This window comes from Sulfitobacter sp. 1A12779 (assembly GCF_043557315.1).
GTDB lineage: Bacteria > Pseudomonadota > Alphaproteobacteria > Rhodobacterales > Rhodobacteraceae > Sulfitobacter > Sulfitobacter faviae.
This window is the reverse complement of the sequence record NZ_JBIFFU010000009.1, coordinates 46,817-63,180: the sequence shown is the minus strand read 5'-3', so window position 1 is coordinate 63,180 and position 16,364 is coordinate 46,817. Positions and strand designations below refer to the sequence as shown.

The following is a 16,364-nucleotide window of genomic DNA, read 5'->3' as shown; positions in this document are numbered from 1 at the left end:
GGAATGACCCCAGACGCCCGCGCCCGCAAATGTGCCGAGGTGATGTTCGCCCGAGATTCCGCCTCGGCCGGATTGGGCATGAGGATCGACGAGGTCACCCCCGGCGGCGCGGTTTTGTCGATGTCGGTGCGCCCGGACATGCTGAACGGGCATGGGATTTGCCACGGCGGTTTCATCTTCACTCTGGCCGACAGCGCCTTTGCCTTTGCCTGCAACAGCTACAACCAGACCACTGTCGCCCAGCAGAACCAGATCACCTATCTCAGCCCCGGCCAGCCGGAGGAGCGGCTGACCGCCACCGCCCGCGAAGTGTCGCGCAGCGGTCGGTCGGGCATCTATGACGTGACCGTCACGGGCGAGGATGACCGTATCGTGGCCCTGTTTCGCGGGCTGTCCCGCAGCATTAAGGGCCAGCTATTTACCGAGGAGGAGCCGACCTGATGAAAGACCTGACCCCCGCGAAGGATACGCTCGACCCGATTGAGATCGCCAGCCGGGACGAGATCAGCGCCCTGCAATTGGACCGTTTGAAATGGTCCCTGCGCCATGCCTATGACAACGTCCCCTTCTACAAGCAAAGCTTTGACGATGCGGGCGTGCATCCTGATGATCTGAAACAGCTTTCCGATCTTTCGCGCTTTCCCTTCACGGTAAAGACTGACCTGCGCGACAATTATCCCTTTGGCATGTTCGCCGTGCCGCGCGATCAGGTGGCGCGCATTCACGCGTCCTCCGGCACCACCGGGCAGCCGACGGTGGTGGGCTATACCAAGGACGATCTGGCGAACTGGGGGCAAGTCGTCGCCCGCTCCCTACGCGCGGCGGGGATGCGCCCGGGCGACATGCTGCACAATGCCTATGGCTATGGGCTGTTCACCGGCGGCTTGGGCATCCACCTCGGCGCCGATGCGCTTGGCCTGTCGACCGTGCCGATCTCGGGCGGGATGACCCCGCGCCAAGTGCGCCTGATCGAAGATTTCGCCCCCAAGGGCATCACGGTCACCCCGTCCTACGCGCTGTCGATCTTGGATGAGTTTGCCAAACAAGGCATCGACCCGCGTCAATCCTCGCTCGAAGTCGGCATCTTCGGGGCCGAGCCTTGGACCAATGCCATGCGGCAGGAGATCGAGCAGGCTTTCGACATGCATGCGGTCGATATCTATGGGCTCAGCGAAGTCATGGGGCCGGGCGTGTCGATGGAATGTGTGGAGACCAAGGATGGGCTGCACATCTGGGAAGACCACTTCTACCCCGAGATCATCAACCCCGAGACGGGCGCCCCTGTGGAGGATGGCGAAATGGGCGAGTTGGTCTTCACCTCGCTGACGAAACAGGCCTTCCCAATCATCCGCTACCGCACCCGCGATCTGACCCGGCTGCTGGCGGGCACCGCGCGTTCCATGCGGCGGATGGAGAAGGTGACCGGGCGCAGCGACGACATGATTATCCTCCGCGGCGTCAACGTCTTCCCCACCCAGATCGAAGAGGCGCTGATGGCCACGCCCGGCTTGGCCCCGCATTTCCAGATCGAACTTTCGCGCCCCGACCGGATGGATCAGATGCGCGTGCTGTGTGAATGCGCTGACGCCAGCGTCACCACCGACGCCCGGGGCACCGCGATCAAGGCATTGTCGGCACAGATCAAACAGACCGTCGGCATTTCGGTCACGGTTGAGGTCATGGACGTGGGCGGCGTTGCCCGGTCCGAGGGCAAAGCCGTGCGTATTCTCGACAACCGCCCCAAGGGCTAGGGAAAGACCCTAGCCGCAGGTGACTTTGGCGATTTTGCCTTCCGCGTCCAAGACGATGTTGGTGCGGTTGGGATTGGCGTCCATCGTCACCGGGTCGCCCTCTATATAGACGCGCTTGGGCTCTGAGACGATGCTCGCCGCCGATTGCGGGCGTCCGATCAGCCCCCACCAACTGCCCTCTTTGCAGGTGTCGGTCGGCGGCTCGGCGGCGGCAAGCTCTTCTTGCCCGTCATCTTCAGAGGGGCTGGAGCTGTCGTTCACCGCGTTGACGACCGACTCCGGCAGCGGTTTGGGCTTGGCCGCGCTGCTGGGGGTTTCGGACCGCACCGGGGCCGAAGGCTCGGGTTCCTGCGATGGCGGCGGGGGTGTGGTGGCCGCAGGCGCGGGGGCCGGGATCGGGTTCTGCACCGGCGCTGTCGACAATTCAGCGCATCCGGCCAGCACTAGGGGTGCCAAGAAAACTACTCTCATATTCCAAACCTCGTTCTTCGCGTGGCGTCCATCCCGCAACAGGTAGCTCCCTGACCCGCCCCGCCAAGGGCCGAGCGCTTTGCCCTTGCCGGAACCTGCCGATAGGACTGCTGGGGCGGCGAGATCACGGAGCCGCCCGGGGCGTTCCCGCTGGCCGCAGCCGCTTGAGCGCGCGGGTGGTGCCGATCGGTTCAGCCAAGGCCCAAGCCCCTCCCCCATTGCACCCCAAGGGCGGGCTGGCTAATGCTTGACCCATGGTCGCGATCTTCCTGAAAACCCTGCCGTTCTTTGCGCTGATCGGCCTTGGCTACTGGGCCGGGCGCACGCGGTTCTTCTCTGCCGAAGCGACGGCCTATCTCACCAAATTCGTCTTCTACTTCGCCCTCTCGGCGATGCTGTTCCGCTTTTCCGCCAATCTGTCCTTGGCCGAGGTGTGGGACAGCCGCCTTGTTGCCGCCTACCTCTGGGGCACGGCCTTCGTCTATGCCATCGCCAGCCTCGTCGGATTTTTGCGCGGGCTCGACGTGGCCACCAACGGGATCGAGGCGCAATGCGCCGTGATCGGCAACACCGGCTTTCTGGGCGTGCCGATGCTGACGCTGCTCTTGGGGCCAGAGGCGATTGGCCCCGTGCTGCTGGCGCTGACCGTCGACATGATCATCTTTTCCAGCCTCATCGTGATCCTGATCACCGGCTCCCGCGAGGGGCAATTGCGGCTGGCGACGCTCAAGATCGTCGGGATCGGCCTGCTGAAAAACCCGATGATCGTCGCCATCACGCTGGGGTTCCTCTGGTCCGGCTTCGGCATCCCGATCCCCGTGCCGCTGAACGAATTTCTGGCCATCCTTGGCGGCGCTGCCACCCCCGGTGCGCTGTTCGCCATCGGCGCCTCGCTGGCCTCAAAATCCGCCGAGCGGATCGAGATCGCGGGCTGGCTGACCTTTTGCAAACTGGTGCTGCACCCGCTCTTCGTGGCCTTTGGCGCGCTGTTTCTCTTCGGCGTCGACCCGTATAAAGCCGGGGTCATCATCGCCACGGCCTCTCTCCCGGTCGCAGGCAATGTCTATATGCTCGCCCAACATTACGGCGTCGCCCCCCAGCGGGTCTCTGCCGCCATTCTCGTTTCAACTACGGTCAGTATCGTGACCGTCAGCCTTGTCGTAGGCTGGGTCTCGGCCCTGTGACACACTCAAGTTCGAAAGGAACGCTGCCATGAAAACCATCTCGGAAAACGCCTGTTTCGGTGGCACGCAGGGGGTCTACTCCCACGCCTCCGACACCTGCGGCTGCGACATGACATTCGGCCTGTTTCTCCCTGCCGAGGCGCAGGACGGCCCGGTCCCGGTGCTGTGGTATCTCTCGGGCCTGACCTGCACCCATGAGAACGCCATGACCAAGGCGGGCGCGCAGGCTTGGGCCGCGGAACACGGCATCGCGCTGGTCTTCCCCGACACCTCCCCGCGTGGTGAAGCTGTGGCCGATGATGACGCTTACGACCTTGGCAAAGGCGCGGGGTTCTATGTGGACGCGACCCAAGACCCTTGGGCGGCGCACTACCAGATGTGGGACTATTTGGCCGAGGAACTGCCGCGCCTGCTGAGCGAGAATTTCGCCCTCGATATGGAGCGTCAAGGCATCACCGGCCACTCCATGGGCGGGCACGGCGCGCTGACGCTGGCGATGAACCTGCCGGGGCGCTTCCTCTCAGTCTCCGCCTTCGCGCCGATCACCCACCCGACGGCGAGCGACTGGGGCAAGAAGCAGCTCACCGCCTATCTCGGGTCCGACGAGAGCACATGGACGAAACACGACAGCACGCTCCTGATGCGCGAAAAGGGCTTCGACGGGCCCGTGCTGATCGACCAAGGGGCGAGCGACCAGTTCCTCGACCTCTTGATGCCCGAAGCGCTGGCCGAGGCCATGGCGGCAAAACGCCAACAGGGCAGCTTCCGCATGCAGCCGGGCTATGACCACAGCTATTTCTTCGTGGCGAGTTTCATCGAGGATCACGTCGCCTTTCATGCCGACGCGCTCTACGCGGGCTGAGCGATGACCGCGCTTTACATCGACGCCGACGCCTGCCCTGTGAAGGCCGAGGCCGAGCGGGTGGCGACCCGGCACAAGATCAAGATGTATCTAGTCTCCAACGGCGGGCTGCGCCTGTCGCAGAACCCGCTGGTGGAGGTGGTGATCGTGCCCGACGGGCCCGACATCGCCGATATGTGGATCGCCGAGCGTTGCGGACCGGGCGACGTCGTGGTCACCGGGGACATCCCGCTGGCAGCCAAATGCGTCGAAGCGGGGGCAAGGGTGCTGAAACACAACGGCGAGGCGCTGACCGCGCGCAATATCGGCAACGTGCTGGCCACCCGCGACCTGATGGCCGACCTGCGCGCCGCCGACCCCTTCCGCCAAGGCGGCGGCAAGGGGTTTACAAAGGCCGACCGCTCCCGTTTCCTCGAAGCATTGGAGCGGGAACTGCGCGCGGCGGCGCGGGGGTAGGCCCGCGTTAAGCAATTGTTAGGGCAAGCGATATGACACCACAGGCGGTCGTTTTCGACATCGGCAACGTATTGATCGAATGGCAACCGGAGCGGTTTTACGACAGCGTCATCGGCGAAGATCGCCGCCGCGCCATGTTCGACGCCGTGGACCTGCACGGCATGAACGACCGCGTCGACAGCGGCGAGAATTTCCGCGACACGATCTATGCCATGGCCGAGGCGACGCCTGAGTGGGGCGATGAAATCCGCCTCTGGCACGACCGCTGGATCGAGATGGCCGCCCCGGTGATCGGCCACTCCCTGCGGTTGAAGAATGCGCTGCAAGCGCGTGGCGTTCCGGTCTTCTCGCTCACCAACTTCGGCATTCAAAGCTATGATTTGGCCGCCACCCACTACCCTTTCCTGCGCGAATTCGACCGTGATTTCATTTCCGGCCACCTCGGCATGATCAAACCCGCGCCCTCGATCTACGAGGCCGTGGAGCAAGGCAGCGGCCTGCCGCCCGAAGCTCTGCTTTTCACCGACGACCGCGCCGACAACATCGCCGCCGCCGCCGCGCGGGGCTGGCAAACCCATCATTTCACCGGACCACAAGGCTGGGCCGACCGTCTGGTCGCCGCAGGCCTGCTGACCCGGGAGGAGGCCGCATGACCGACATCCCGAACATTTCCTTCGACGCGGGCGAGGCGCTGCTGGATTGGATCGCGCTTACCGATGCGCTGGCCGCGGGCCACGACCTGCCGAAGGCCGAGATCGGTGACACCTTCCTCTATCGTGGCAAGGACACGCTTCTAAGCCGCGCGGCATGGATCGACGGGCTGGGCATCGCGGTGAAATCCGCCACGATCTTCCCCGGCAACCCGGACCGCGAGATGCCGATGGTCAACGGCGGCGTCTCGCTTTTCGATGACGAAACCGGCAGGCTCTCCGCCATCGTGGACTTCCACCTTGTCACCAAGTGGAAGACCGCGGGCGACAGCCTCTTGGCCGCGCGCCGTCTTGCCCGACCGGACAGTGAGAACATCCTGATCGTCGGCGCTGGCACCCAAGGCCGGGCGCTACACGCCGCCTATTCCGCGGCCTTCCCGCAGGCCCGTTTTACCGTCTGGAACCGCACCGCGAAGAACGCCGAGGCGATGGCCGCAGAGCTCAAGATCAACGTGGCGACCGATCTGGAGCAGGCGGTGCGCGCCGCCGATATCGTCACCTCTGCCACCATGTCGACCGACCCGCTAATCAAGGGCGATTGGTTGCAGCCCGGCCAGCACGTCGATCTCATCGGCGCCTACCGCCCCGACATGCGCGAGGTGGACGACACGGCGCTGCTGCGCGCCCGCGTCTTCGTCGACAGTTTCGACACCACCATCGGCCATATCGGAGAGATCAACATACCGCTTGAGGCAGGCACCATCACCCGCGATCACCTGATCGCGGATTACTACGACCTTTCGGCCTTCACCCGGCAGAGCGATGACGAAATCACCCTATTCAAGAACGGCGGCGGCGCGCATCTGGACCTGATGACCGCCAACCACATCCTCGAACGCTGGCGCGCGCGTTAAGCGGTCACCAGCCCCTCGAGCCGTTTCTCGCGGATCGGCAGATGCACCACGGCGCTGAAGGCGCCCACGGCCACGCCAACCCACCAGACGGCGGTGTAGCTGCCGTAGATGTCGTACATCCGCCCGCCCAGCCAAACGCCGAGGAAACTGCCCAGCTGGTGGCTGAAGAACACGATGCCGTAAAGCGTGCCCATGTAGCGCAGCCCGTAGATATGCGCGACGAGGCCGGAGGTCAGCGGCACCGTGGCAAGCCAGAGCGCGCCCATCCCCACAGAGAATAGGATCACCGTCATCGGCGTGATCGGGAACATGATGAAGGCCGCGGCGATCACCGTGCGCCCAACGTAAATCCCTGCCAGCAGGTATTTCTTGGAATAGCGCTTGCCCGCCCAGCCTGCCAGCAGCGTGCCCGCGATATTGGCGAGGCCAATGAGTGAAATCGCTACGGCACCGAGCGCCGAGGTGGTGGTGATGCCGATGTTATGCAGCACACCTCCGGCCAAGATCGGGCCGCACATCTCGGTCACGAAGGCCGGGAAATGGGCGGTGATGAAGGCGAGTTGATAGCCGCAGGAAAAGAAGCCCAGAAAGATCAGCGTATAGGAGGGATCGCGGAAGGCCTTGCCGAGGATCTGGCCCATCGATTCTTCCAGCTCGGCCCGGCTCGCCATGGCGGGCGCGCGCATCAAGGGCAAGGTCAGCAGCATCAGCAGGATCACCCCCGCGAAGCTGACGAAGGTCATCTGCCATGACATGAAGCTTAGCATCCATTCCGCCACCGGCGCGCCAAAGACTTGGCCCGCGCTGCCCGCCGCTGTGGCGATGGCCAGCGCCATCGAGCGGTTCTCGTCCGAGGCCGCCCGCCCCACCACGGCGAGGATCACGCCAAAGCCAGTGCCCGCGATGCCGAAGCCGACAAGCCAAGCGTAGGTCTGATGCTCGATCGGCGTCGCGGAATTGGCCGACAAGAGCAGCCCCACCGCATAGACCACCGCCCCGATGATAATCGCCCGCCTATCGCCAATCTTCTCGGCCAGCGCGCCAAAGATCGGCTGGCCGATGCCCCAGGCGAGGTTCTGGATCGCGATGGCGAGGGAGAACTCGCTGCGCGCCCATGCGAATTCCTCGGCAATCGGGATCTGGAACACGCCGAAGGAGGCACGCACGGCGAAGCTGACCATGATGATGATACATCCGACCATCAGGACCGGGGTGAACAGGGGCGCGCGGCTTTGCATGGAAGTGTTCCTTTCCGCGGCAGATTATGGGTTTCCCCGCCGCCGTCAATTGCGCATCCCCAAAGACTGGCCAGCCTGCCCGCGCTGCCGTAAACATGGCCCGGTGCAAAAGGCAGGAAGCTGATGGACGAGATCGACAACAAGATCATCGCGGAACTGCGCCGCGACGCGCGGATGTCCTATTCCGCGCTGGCCGCCACCACCGGCCTGTCGCGGGTGACGGTGCGGGCGCGGGTGGAGCGTCTGGTCAGTTCCGGTGCGATCTTGGGCTTTACGCTGATCCTGAAAGAAGACATGCGTCACAGCCCGATCCGGGGCCATACGCTCTTGGCCATCGAAGGGGCGGGCACCGACCGGATCAAACGCATTCTTGCAGGCATGCCCGCGGTGCAGGCAATCCATGCGACCAATGGTAAATGGGATTTGATTGTCGAGACGGGGACAGAGACCGTCGAAGAACTCGACAGCGTGTTGGGCCAAATCCGCCGCATTCAGGGGGTAAGCTCAAGCGAGACGAACCTGCTGCTGGCCACCCAGATGACGGTCACGACCTAGGCTATTGCACCGAGAGGACGACCACCTCGACCCGCCGGTTCTGTTCGCGCCCCGCTTCGGTGAGGTTGCTGTCGCGCGGCGCGAGATAGCCCGCGCCCTGCGCCTCCAGCCGGTTAGGGGCTACGGCATAGCGCTCAACCAGCCGATCCCGCACCGCTTCTGCCCGTTTGCGTGACAAGGCGGTATTGGCCTCCAAACTGCCCACCGCATCGGTATGACCCACCAGCGCCACCCGCAGACCCGGCTCTGCCTTGAGCAATTCGGCAAGCCGCGCGAGGGTCGCAAAGGGGCCGGGGCCAAGCGCGGAGGTGCCGGTCTCGAACTCCAACCGGTTGAGCACCAGATGCCCCTCGGCCTTCAGCACCGCCGCGAAATCCTCCGTGGCGGTGGCAAGGGGCACCGCGCCGGTCGGGGCGGGCGTGACGGGGGTGCCGTCTTCCGGCGCATCGGCGCTGCGGGCTTGGATGATCTGCACATAGGCCGAGGTGGCCGCCGTGCTGGCAAGAATGCTGATCGCCTCGGTCGGTGTGCCATCCTCATCTCGCCGCAGGGCGGTGATGAAGTGGAAGGCGCGCAGGTTCACATACATGTTCGGCCCCGGCAGCACCTCCACGGCAAAGCGAAAATCAAAACCGCCGCACTCCCGCGCGGCACAGTCGAGCACGATATCAAAGCCCGCCCCTTCAAGTTGCCGCCGCAGCGGGCGCATCACTTGCAAAGCGGTCAGCCCCGGCGTGTCCATCCGCCAAGCGGCGCGGCGCACGTCGCCATCGACATTGACCCGCGCCACCTGCCCTTCGGCATAGACGCCCACGGGCGCGGCGAAGCGATCCGGCGCGGTGTTGCGTTCCGCCGTCAGCCGCGCGGTGCTGGGCAGCGCCAGTTCAAGCGCCGCCGCCGGGGCCGCCAGCAGCACCCCGACCAGAGCCGCAGCGACGCGCGCCCGGATCATCGCGCCTGCGCGTGGTAATCGTCGTTGGGGCGCATGTCGGTGGCGCTGGCCACCCGGTTGGTCATGTTAAAGAAACCCGCCACGCTGGCGATGTCAAAGATGTCACGGTCGGTAAAGCCTGCATCGCGCAGCGCTTGACGGTCGGCTTCTTCGACCTTGGCGCTGGCTTCGGTCAGTTTGACGGCGAAATCCAACATGGCGCGTTGTTTGGCGCTGATCTTGGCCACGCGGTAGTTCATCACCAGCGCCTCGCCCAACTGCGGATCACCCGACATTTCGCGCACCGCCGCCCCATGGGCCACAAGGCAATAGTAGCATTTGTTGACCGAAGACACCGCCACCGCGATCATCTCACGCTCAAGCTTGCTGAGCGCGCTGTCGCCCAGCATCAGATCGTTATACATGCCGGTAAAGGCGTTCAGCTTGTCGATGTCAAAGGCATAGGCGCGCAGCACATTGGGCACCATCCCGAGCTTTTCCTGACAGACGTCGAAATACTTCTGCGTCGCCTCGGGCAGCGGATCGACCATCGGCAGATCAAGTGCGGTGGGCATGTCGTTGGCCATGGTCTTATCCTTCACTCGGTGCTTTGACGGTAATGATAGTGCCCGACCGGGGCAAAGCCCAGCTTGGCATAGAGCGCCTGCGCGCGGGTATTGGTATCGACGCAAAGCACCGACAGCCGCGCGGCCCCCTGCGCCTGCCCCCAATGGGCGGCGGCCCGCATCAGCCAAGTCGCCACGCCTTGGCGTTGCTGATGGGGCAGCACCTCGACCGCGTGGACCATGCAGATATCATTGTGAACCCCGGCAAAGGCCACGCCTGCGGGTTTCTCGTTCCAGCGGGCGAGAATGCCAGTCTTGGTTGCGGCACGGTCCATCACGGCAAGACGCGCGGGGCCGACCCCGCCGGCGGCCCAGACCTCGGCCATGATCGCCAGCGGCTCCCAAATGCAAAAGGCGGTAACCGGGGGCATGGGCACATCCGTCAGTCGGGTGATCGGCAGGCTCAGCACCGTGACCGGATCGACCACGTCGTAGCCCCGTGCGGCCAGCAGCGCGTCGAGGTCATCTTCCCCGGCGCGCACCATGAACAGCGGGCGCTGGTCCATCTCGCGCATCGCCGCTTCGGCGGTCGGAATGTCGGCGTCGGTTATTGCCCCGCGTGCCGTCGCCGCCGAGACGCGTTTGCCGCCGCCCTGCCCTTCGCGCAGGGTCCATGGCCCGTGATCAAACCGTCGCGCGGCGGGCCAAGTCGCGTCGCCCGCGTCGAAAAACGCCTGCGCCTCGCTCATGCGAAGGCGGCCTTGAGCTTGGCCATCGCGGCTTCGACCATCCCCGGATCGCTGCCCCGGATCACCACATGCGCGCCAAAGACACCGTCCTTTTGAAACGGGTAGCTGCCCATCGACAGATGCGGATATTCCTCGGCCAGCGCCCCCAGCGGCCCGGCGATATCGCCCTCGCCCCGGTCAATGCGCAGGGTCTCACTGATCAGCGGCTGGCCCCCGGTCAGCTCCGGCAAGACACTGGCAACCATGGCCTGAAACACCGCAGGCACCCCGGCCATCACATGCACGTTTTCGACGATGAACCCCGGCGCGGCAGAGACCGGGTTCTCGATCAGCGCGGCGCCTTCAGGGATGCGCGCCATGCGCAGGCGTGCCGCGTTCATCTCGGTCCCGGCGCGGGCATAATGTGCCGCCAAAATCTCGCGCGCATCGTCGCGCACGTCGATGTCGCGGTTAAAGGCGGCGGCGATGCAATCGGCGGTGATGTCGTCATGGGTCGGCCCGATCCCGCCCGAGGTAAACACGTGGGTATAGGCCGAGGACAGCGCCTGCACGGCGGCGATGATCGCCCCGTGATCGTCCGAGACCACGCGCACTTCGCGCAGGTCGATCCCCACTTTCGTCAACTCCCCCGCAAGGTGATGCATATTGCTGTCACGGGTCCGGCCCGAGAGGATTTCGTCGCCGATCACGATCATCGCGGCGGTGGGGTTTGACATGGGGCGGCTCCTTGAGGATGGCGTCCCTTCGGTATAGGCCGCGCCCCATGCTCTTTCAAACCCAACTTGTCCCCGCCCGGCTGATCCGCCGCTACAAACGCTTTCTGGCCGATTGCAGGCTGGAGGAGACGGGCGAAGAGGTGGTGGCCCATTGCGCCAACCCCGGCTCGATGATGGGGATGGCGGAACCGGGCAGCCGCATCTGGCTGGAGCCGAACGACGATCCGAAGAAAAAGCTGAACTACGGCTGGCGGTTGGTGGACCATGAAAACGGCCATTTCACCGGCGTCGACACCGCCCTGCCCAACCGCGCGATGAAGGCGGCGCTGATCGCGGGTGAGGTCGCCCCGCTCGCCGCCTATACCGAGGTGCGGCCCGAGGTGAAATACGGCGAAAACTCCCGCATCGACTTCCTGCTCAGCGGCGATGGCCTGCCCGATGCCTATGTCGAGGTGAAATCCGTCACCCTGTCACGCGAAACCGGGCTGGCCGAGTTTCCCGACAGCGTGACCGCGCGCGGGGCGAAACATCTGGGCGAATTGGCGCGGATGTCGCAGGCCGGGCACCGCGCCGTGCTGCTCTATCTGGTGCAGCGCACCGATTGCACCCAGATGCGTCTCGCCGCCGATATCGACCCGACCTATGCCGCCGCCTCCCAAGCCGCGCGGGCGGCGGGGCTGGAAATCTACGCCGTCGGCACCCATATCACGCCCCAAGCCGTCACACTGGCGCAACCGATCCCCTTCGCGGGCTGAGCCGCTCTGGCCCTCGCCCGAAAGCCACGTTAAGTAGGAGCGAACACAAGCATGGAGAGAGCGGTGAACAACGCACACCGAGGCCGCCAGACGCGCGACGGCATTCGCATTTACGAGCCTTCCGATCATGCCGGGATGCAGGCAGCGGGCCGTCTCGCCGCCACCATTCTCGACGAGATCGCAGAGCATGTCTTCCCCGGTCAGACCACCGGTGAGTTGGACCGCCTGATCGAAGAGAAGGTCAACGCCGCCGGGGCGAAATCCGCCACCATCGGCTACAAGGGCTACAAACACGCCAGCTGCATCTCGGTGAACCATGTGGTCTGCCACGGGATCCCCAGCGACAAGAAGCTGAAAGACGGCGACATCCTGAACATCGACGTGACCGTCATCGTCGATGGCTGGTTCGGCGACACCAGCCGCATGTATGTAGCGGGCAAACTGTCGCGCAAGGCCGAGCGGCTGATCAACGTGACCCACGACAGCCTGATGCGCGGGATCGAAGCGGTGAAGCCGGGCAATACCTTTGGCGACATCGGCCACGCGATCCAGACATTTGTCGAAGGCCACCGCATGTCGGTCGTGACCGACTTCTGCGGTCACGGGCTTGGACAGGTCTTTCACGCGCCGCCTAACGTGCTGCACTATGGCCGCCCCGGCACCGGTGCGGTGCTTGAGCCGGGCATGTTCTTTACCATCGAGCCAATGGTGAACCTTGGCCGGGCCGAGACTAAGACCCTCGCCGACGATTGGACCGCCGTCACCCGCGACAAATCCCTTTCGGCACAGTTTGAACATTCGGTCGGCGTGACCGAAGACGGGGTGGAGATCTTCACCCTCTCGCCCGGTGGTTTGTTCCACCCGACCTACAAGACCGACTAAATGCGGCGGGGGCACGGCCCCCGCCCGCCTATGCGTCGATGGCAACCAAATGATTGTCCCACGCCCGTTTGGCCGTGGTCAGCCGCGACAGCGTGGTCTCTTGCAGCGACAGGATACCGCCCAGCCCATCCGTAGCCACAAAGCCGCCCCGGCCCGGTGCCAGCCCGCAGACATCGGCGCGGCGATGACTGGCGAGGAATGCACCCTTGTTGTCAAAGACATGCAGCCGCCCGCCGCGCGGTGAGGTGATCCCAACGGCTCCGCCATCGGCAGCAAATGCCACGCTGCCCGCGTAGCCCTGCATCGCGATTTGCTCGGCCAGATCGGCTTCGGCCAAGATCGGGTCTTCCCCGCGACGATGCAGACCCAGCAGCGGCACGCCGTCGCCCGGCTCCCCCTGCCATTGCATCGCAAAAGCCACCTGCCCGTCCGGCGCCAAGGCCAGATGCCGGATCGAATTCTTATGCAGGTCATCAGGCAGCGAAACCTGCTCAAGCACCTCACCCGAGAGGCTGACATAAGACAGATTGGGCCGCATGACGTCGATGTTCAACTTCTCCCGCCCGCTGTCGGGATGGGTGCGGATGCCGCCATTGGCCACGACCAGCACATCCTCAGACCAGCGGCGGATTTCATGGGGGCCGACCCCGCCCGAGGCGATCTCTCCGATCCGGGCATAGCCATCGGCGCGGGACCACAGGCCGATGCGCCCTTCGCCGCTGCCGATGTCATTCTCGCTGGTGGCGAGGATGGCCCCGCCCTGCAAAAACGCCCCATGTCCGTAGAAATGCCGCCCCTCCAGCGCGTCGAGCCGATGGGCCAGACGGCCCTTTTCGCAGTCGATCACCAGCGCGAACCGGCCCGGGCGGCGGGCAAAGGCGACCGCCTCGGACGCGGTGGGATGGGCGGCAGCGGCATGGCCCCGGTCGGGCAGCGGAATGCGGAAAATGTCGTGGCCGGTCCCATCCAGCCCAAAAAGCGCATAGGCCCCCGAAGGGTCACGCGCGGCGGCAAGGTAGACGGGGCTTCCGGCGGCGGCCCAACCCATCGCCGGCAGGCTCGACGCGGCGGCGAGACCGGCGATGAAATGGCGGCGCGAGGGCATCAATCCCCATCCGCCGAGTTGAACCCGACCGAGACGCCAAGCGCCGGGGCGATCTCTGCCCCCACCGCCTCGGAAATGGCGCGCAGATCGTTTTGCAGCGCCTCGACCCGGATACGGCTGATCGGATCGGCCACCCCGGCAAAAACGGGGTCTTCCAACGCGCGCGCGGCGCTCAAGGCGCGGTCGAATGTGGCGTCGGTCTTGGGGGTGGGCGCGTCCGACAGCGTGTCGGCCAGTCCGTGCAATGCTTCGAGCGACAGGACCACATTGCGCAGGCTGCGGCCCGAACGGCGCGCCTCGGCCACCTGCGGTTTGGGGGCGTCGAAACGGCCCATCGGGCGGCCCAGACGTTGGTCCGCGACGAAGTCCAACCCGGTGGCGAGGGCGGTGTAGAGCGCTTGAGACGCCTCGCGCGGGCTGAGGAAACGGTCATTACCCGCCTCTCCTGCGCTGCTCAGCCTGGCGCCGAAATCCTCACGCCATGCGGTGTCGACCTCCCGCCCCAGTTCCGCCAGATCTGCTGCCATCGCGCGGGCCAGTGCGCAGCTATAGCTGTCAGCCTCGTAGCCCGCGAAATCCTCGTCATAAAGCAGCCGTTCCAGCGCAAAGAGCCCGCGCGCGGCGATGGAGACTTCGGCGTAATCACCGCTTGTCGCGATCGGGTCTTCGTCGGCCACCATCCGCGCCACGCTGCGCCCCACCATGCCGCGCGTATCGGGCCAGAAGGCGATGGCCAGCCCGCGCCCGTCTTCCTCTAGCGGTCCAAGGGTCAGATGCGCGATGCCCATCCATGCGTCGAAGGCCTCTTGATAGGCCGGGCGCAGGGCGGCATCGGTGCAATCGGCCTGCGCCGCCGTATCAAGCGCCGCCGTGGCCGAGGCGAAACGGGCGGTGCCGGGCAGCGCGTGATCTTGGATCACCTCCTCCACCCCGGCGAGGGCGGGGGCGGCAGTCAGAAGGAATGTGGCGGTCAGCAGGCTGCGCATCAGAGGCTCTCCAGATAGCGGATCAGGGCGTCACGGTCGGCTTTGGGCATGTCGACCACGGCATCGCGGGCGGGCTGTGCTTCGCCACCGTGCCAGAGTACCGCTTCGAGCAGCGACCGCGCGCGCCCATCGTGCAGGAATTGGGTATGGCCGTTGACCTGCTCGGTCAAGCCGATGCCCCAGAGCGGCGCGGTGCGCCATTCGCGCCCGTTCGCGCGGCCCTCGGGGCGGTTGTCGGCCAGCCCTTCGCCCATGTCATGGAGCAAAAGATCGGTCATCGGCCAGATCAGCTGAAAGCTCTGCTCGGGCTGGTCCTCCAACCGTTCGGTCACGAATTTCGGCTGGTGGCAGGAGGTGCAGCCGACCTCATGGAACACCGCCTTGCCGCGCAGCACCTCAGGCGCGCCGACATCGCGGCGGGCAGGCACGGCAAGGTTGCGGCTGTAGAAGGTCACCAGATCCAGCCCTTCGGCGTCGATCTCGGTGCCACGGTCGTCACCATCCCCATGGGGTGCCGCGCGGCAGGCGGTCTGCTCTGCCGTGCAATCGCCCCATGCCGCGTCGAAAATGGGGGAGGAAATGCCAATGTCGCCTGCAAAGGCGCTGGCGGATTGCTCGCGGATCGTCGGCGCCCCGGCTTTCCAGCCGAAACGGCCCAGCATCGGACGCGCATGTTCAAAGGACCAGACGATCTGCGCCCGGCCCGAGATGCCATCGCCATCGGCGTCCTCCGGGTCGGCCAGTGTCAAGATATCTGCCGCCGGAATCGCCTCCAACAGGCCCAAGCCGATCATCGGCGGGGCGACGCGGGGGCTGAGCATCGCGCCCTCGGCCAAGGGGCCATAGCCGAGGTCTTTGGCACTGTAGCTCGGGCGGCGCAGGCTGGCGGTCTCCCCCTCCGACAGGGCGACTTCCACCTCCTCATAACGCACGCCGAGACGGTACTCCGCCGGATGTCCCGCCACCCCGAAATCCTGCAATTGCCCGCCATAGACCGGATCGGGCCGCGTGCGCGGTGTCTTGTCGCCAACCGACAGCAGGAAGGCCTCGATCTCGCTCATCGCCTCTTCGGGGGGCGTGGGGACCGAGATGCGCAGGAACATCGACACCGCGTCATCCTGAGGCCCCTCGGGCGGGTGGCCGCGCCCGTCTTTCAGGTGGCAGCGCTGGCAGGAACGCGCGTTGAAGAGCGGCCCCAGCCCGTCAGAGGCCAGCGTCGACGAGGGGGAAGAGACCCAGAGTTTCTTGAACAGCCCGTTGCCGACCTTGAAATCCAACTCCCGCTCGAAAGGGATATTGCCCGAGGGCAGCGAAAACGCATCGGCATTGCCGCGCGGGCTGACCGTGGCGGCCCCTGCCGGGTTCGTCTCAAAGGGTTCGGGCTCGTCGAATTCGGTCGCGGGGGCGGTGACCTTGGCGATCCGGGCGGCCTCTTCCGCGGTGCGGGGGATCACCTTTAGATGCGGTTCCTCCAGTGCTTGCGGAGCGGCGGCGGCCATGCTCGCGGCGGCCACCGTGAGCATCGGAATGAGGAATCGCATGGGGAATGCCTTGGATAAGCGGCAGGCCCGAAACCGGGCCTGCCTGTCGCGG

19 protein-coding genes are annotated in these 16,364 nt (G+C 65.4%); 10 read left to right on the top strand and 9 right to left on the bottom strand.

Features of this window, described 5'->3' with window-relative positions:
* Positions 1–3: 3 nt before the first annotated feature.
* Together paaI and paaK are read left to right on the top strand one after the other, a co-directional pair.
* Positions 4–441, top strand: coding sequence for a hydroxyphenylacetyl-CoA thioesterase PaaI (gene paaI / locus ACGYLQ_RS12095; protein ID WP_394443200.1), 438 nt, complete (start codon positions 4–6; stop codon positions 439–441).
* Positions 441–1,751, top strand: coding sequence for a phenylacetate--CoA ligase PaaK (paaK, locus tag ACGYLQ_RS12090; protein WP_394443198.1), 1,311 nt, complete (start codon positions 441–443; stop codon positions 1,749–1,751). Before paaI ends, paaK begins: the two co-directional genes overlap by 1 nt.
* Positions 1,752–1,760: 9 nt before the next feature.
* Here the strand turns inward: paaK and ACGYLQ_RS12085 are convergent, their stop codons facing one another.
* Positions 1,761–2,222 (bottom strand): I78 family peptidase inhibitor, encoded by a 462-nt coding sequence (locus ACGYLQ_RS12085; protein WP_394443196.1) that lies wholly within the window; start codon positions 2,220–2,222, stop codon positions 1,761–1,763.
* Positions 2,223–2,476: 254 nt separating this feature from the next.
* Here ACGYLQ_RS12085 and ACGYLQ_RS12080 point away from each other — a divergent pair, with 254 nt between their 5' ends.
* Genes ACGYLQ_RS12080 through ACGYLQ_RS12060 form a run of 5 tightly spaced genes read left to right on the top strand, consistent with a single transcriptional unit; the run spans position 2,477 to position 6,288 of the window.
* A complete protein-coding gene (locus ACGYLQ_RS12080; protein WP_243266482.1) occupies positions 2,477–3,406 on the top strand; it encodes an AEC family transporter in 930 nt (309 codons plus the stop codon).
* A 28-nt stretch (positions 3,407–3,434) separates the two neighbouring features.
* On the top strand, positions 3,435–4,268 hold the full coding sequence (gene fghA / locus ACGYLQ_RS12075) for an S-formylglutathione hydrolase (RefSeq protein ID WP_394443194.1): 834 nt from the start codon (positions 3,435–3,437) through the stop codon (positions 4,266–4,268).
* 3 nt (positions 4,269–4,271) lie between these two features.
* The gene (locus ACGYLQ_RS12070; RefSeq protein WP_394443192.1) at positions 4,272–4,724 is read left to right on the top strand and encodes a YaiI/YqxD family protein; all 453 of its coding nucleotides are present in this window, start codon (positions 4,272–4,274) and stop codon (positions 4,722–4,724) included.
* Between the two features lie 32 nt (positions 4,725–4,756).
* Positions 4,757–5,377, top strand: a complete 621-nt coding sequence (locus tag ACGYLQ_RS12065; RefSeq protein ID WP_394443190.1) for an HAD family hydrolase — start codon at positions 4,757–4,759, stop codon at positions 5,375–5,377.
* Positions 5,374–6,288 (top strand): ornithine cyclodeaminase family protein, encoded by a 915-nt coding sequence (locus ACGYLQ_RS12060; protein WP_394443188.1) that lies wholly within the window; start codon positions 5,374–5,376, stop codon positions 6,286–6,288. Before ACGYLQ_RS12065 ends, ACGYLQ_RS12060 begins: the two co-directional genes overlap by 4 nt.
* On the opposite strand, the gene ACGYLQ_RS12055 is transcribed toward ACGYLQ_RS12060, so the two are convergent.
* Positions 6,285–7,526, bottom strand: coding sequence for an MFS transporter (locus ACGYLQ_RS12055; protein WP_394443187.1), 1,242 nt, complete (start codon positions 7,524–7,526; stop codon positions 6,285–6,287). The two genes, ACGYLQ_RS12060 and ACGYLQ_RS12055, sit on opposite strands and share 4 nt — an antisense overlap.
* A gap of 123 nt (positions 7,527–7,649) precedes the next feature.
* Between ACGYLQ_RS12055 and ACGYLQ_RS12050 the strand changes: the two genes are divergently transcribed.
* Positions 7,650–8,081, top strand: coding sequence for an Lrp/AsnC family transcriptional regulator (locus tag ACGYLQ_RS12050; RefSeq protein WP_067262523.1), 432 nt, complete (start codon positions 7,650–7,652; stop codon positions 8,079–8,081).
* 1 nt (position 8,082) lies between these two features.
* Here the strand turns inward: ACGYLQ_RS12050 and ACGYLQ_RS12045 are convergent, their stop codons facing one another.
* Genes ACGYLQ_RS12045 through ACGYLQ_RS12030 form a run of 4 tightly spaced genes read right to left on the bottom strand, consistent with a single transcriptional unit; the run spans position 8,083 to position 11,043 of the window.
* Complete coding sequence (locus tag ACGYLQ_RS12045; RefSeq protein WP_394443186.1) at positions 8,083–9,033, bottom strand: OmpA family protein; 951 nt, start codon at positions 9,031–9,033, stop codon at positions 8,083–8,085.
* Positions 9,030–9,599, bottom strand: coding sequence for a peroxidase-related enzyme (locus ACGYLQ_RS12040; protein ID WP_394409677.1), 570 nt, complete (start codon positions 9,597–9,599; stop codon positions 9,030–9,032). Before ACGYLQ_RS12040 ends, ACGYLQ_RS12045 begins: the two co-directional genes overlap by 4 nt.
* An 11-nt stretch (positions 9,600–9,610) precedes the next feature.
* Positions 9,611–10,327, bottom strand: coding sequence for a GNAT family N-acetyltransferase (locus ACGYLQ_RS12035; protein WP_394443183.1), 717 nt, complete (start codon positions 10,325–10,327; stop codon positions 9,611–9,613).
* Positions 10,324–11,043 (bottom strand): competence/damage-inducible protein A, encoded by a 720-nt coding sequence (locus tag ACGYLQ_RS12030; RefSeq protein ID WP_394443182.1) that lies wholly within the window; start codon positions 11,041–11,043, stop codon positions 10,324–10,326. Before ACGYLQ_RS12030 ends, ACGYLQ_RS12035 begins: the two co-directional genes overlap by 4 nt.
* 47 nt (positions 11,044–11,090) lie before the next feature.
* Here ACGYLQ_RS12030 and sfsA point away from each other — a divergent pair, with 47 nt between their 5' ends.
* Entirely contained in the window at positions 11,091–11,798 is a 708-nt protein-coding gene (sfsA, locus tag ACGYLQ_RS12025) for a DNA/RNA nuclease SfsA (RefSeq protein WP_394443181.1), read from the top strand.
* Positions 11,799–11,849: 51 nt separating this feature from the next.
* Positions 11,850–12,680 (top strand): type I methionyl aminopeptidase, encoded by an 831-nt coding sequence (gene map, locus ACGYLQ_RS12020; protein ID WP_271688803.1) that lies wholly within the window; start codon positions 11,850–11,852, stop codon positions 12,678–12,680.
* A 28-nt stretch (positions 12,681–12,708) separates the two neighbouring features.
* Here map and ACGYLQ_RS12015 read toward each other — a convergent pair whose 3' ends face one another.
* Genes ACGYLQ_RS12015 through ACGYLQ_RS12005 form a run of 3 tightly spaced genes read right to left on the bottom strand, consistent with a single transcriptional unit; the run spans position 12,709 to position 16,312 of the window.
* The gene (locus ACGYLQ_RS12015; protein WP_394443180.1) at positions 12,709–13,785 is read right to left on the bottom strand and encodes a DUF1513 domain-containing protein; all 1,077 of its coding nucleotides are present in this window, start codon (positions 13,783–13,785) and stop codon (positions 12,709–12,711) included.
* Complete coding sequence (locus tag ACGYLQ_RS12010) at positions 13,785–14,771, bottom strand: imelysin family protein (RefSeq protein WP_394443179.1); 987 nt, start codon at positions 14,769–14,771, stop codon at positions 13,785–13,787. Before ACGYLQ_RS12010 ends, ACGYLQ_RS12015 begins: the two co-directional genes overlap by 1 nt.
* A complete protein-coding gene (locus tag ACGYLQ_RS12005) occupies positions 14,771–16,312 on the bottom strand; it encodes a di-heme oxidoredictase family protein (RefSeq protein ID WP_394443177.1) in 1,542 nt (513 codons plus the stop codon). The genes ACGYLQ_RS12010 and ACGYLQ_RS12005 overlap by 1 nt, the downstream gene beginning before the upstream one ends.
* Between the last annotated feature and the right edge of the window lie 52 nt (positions 16,313–16,364).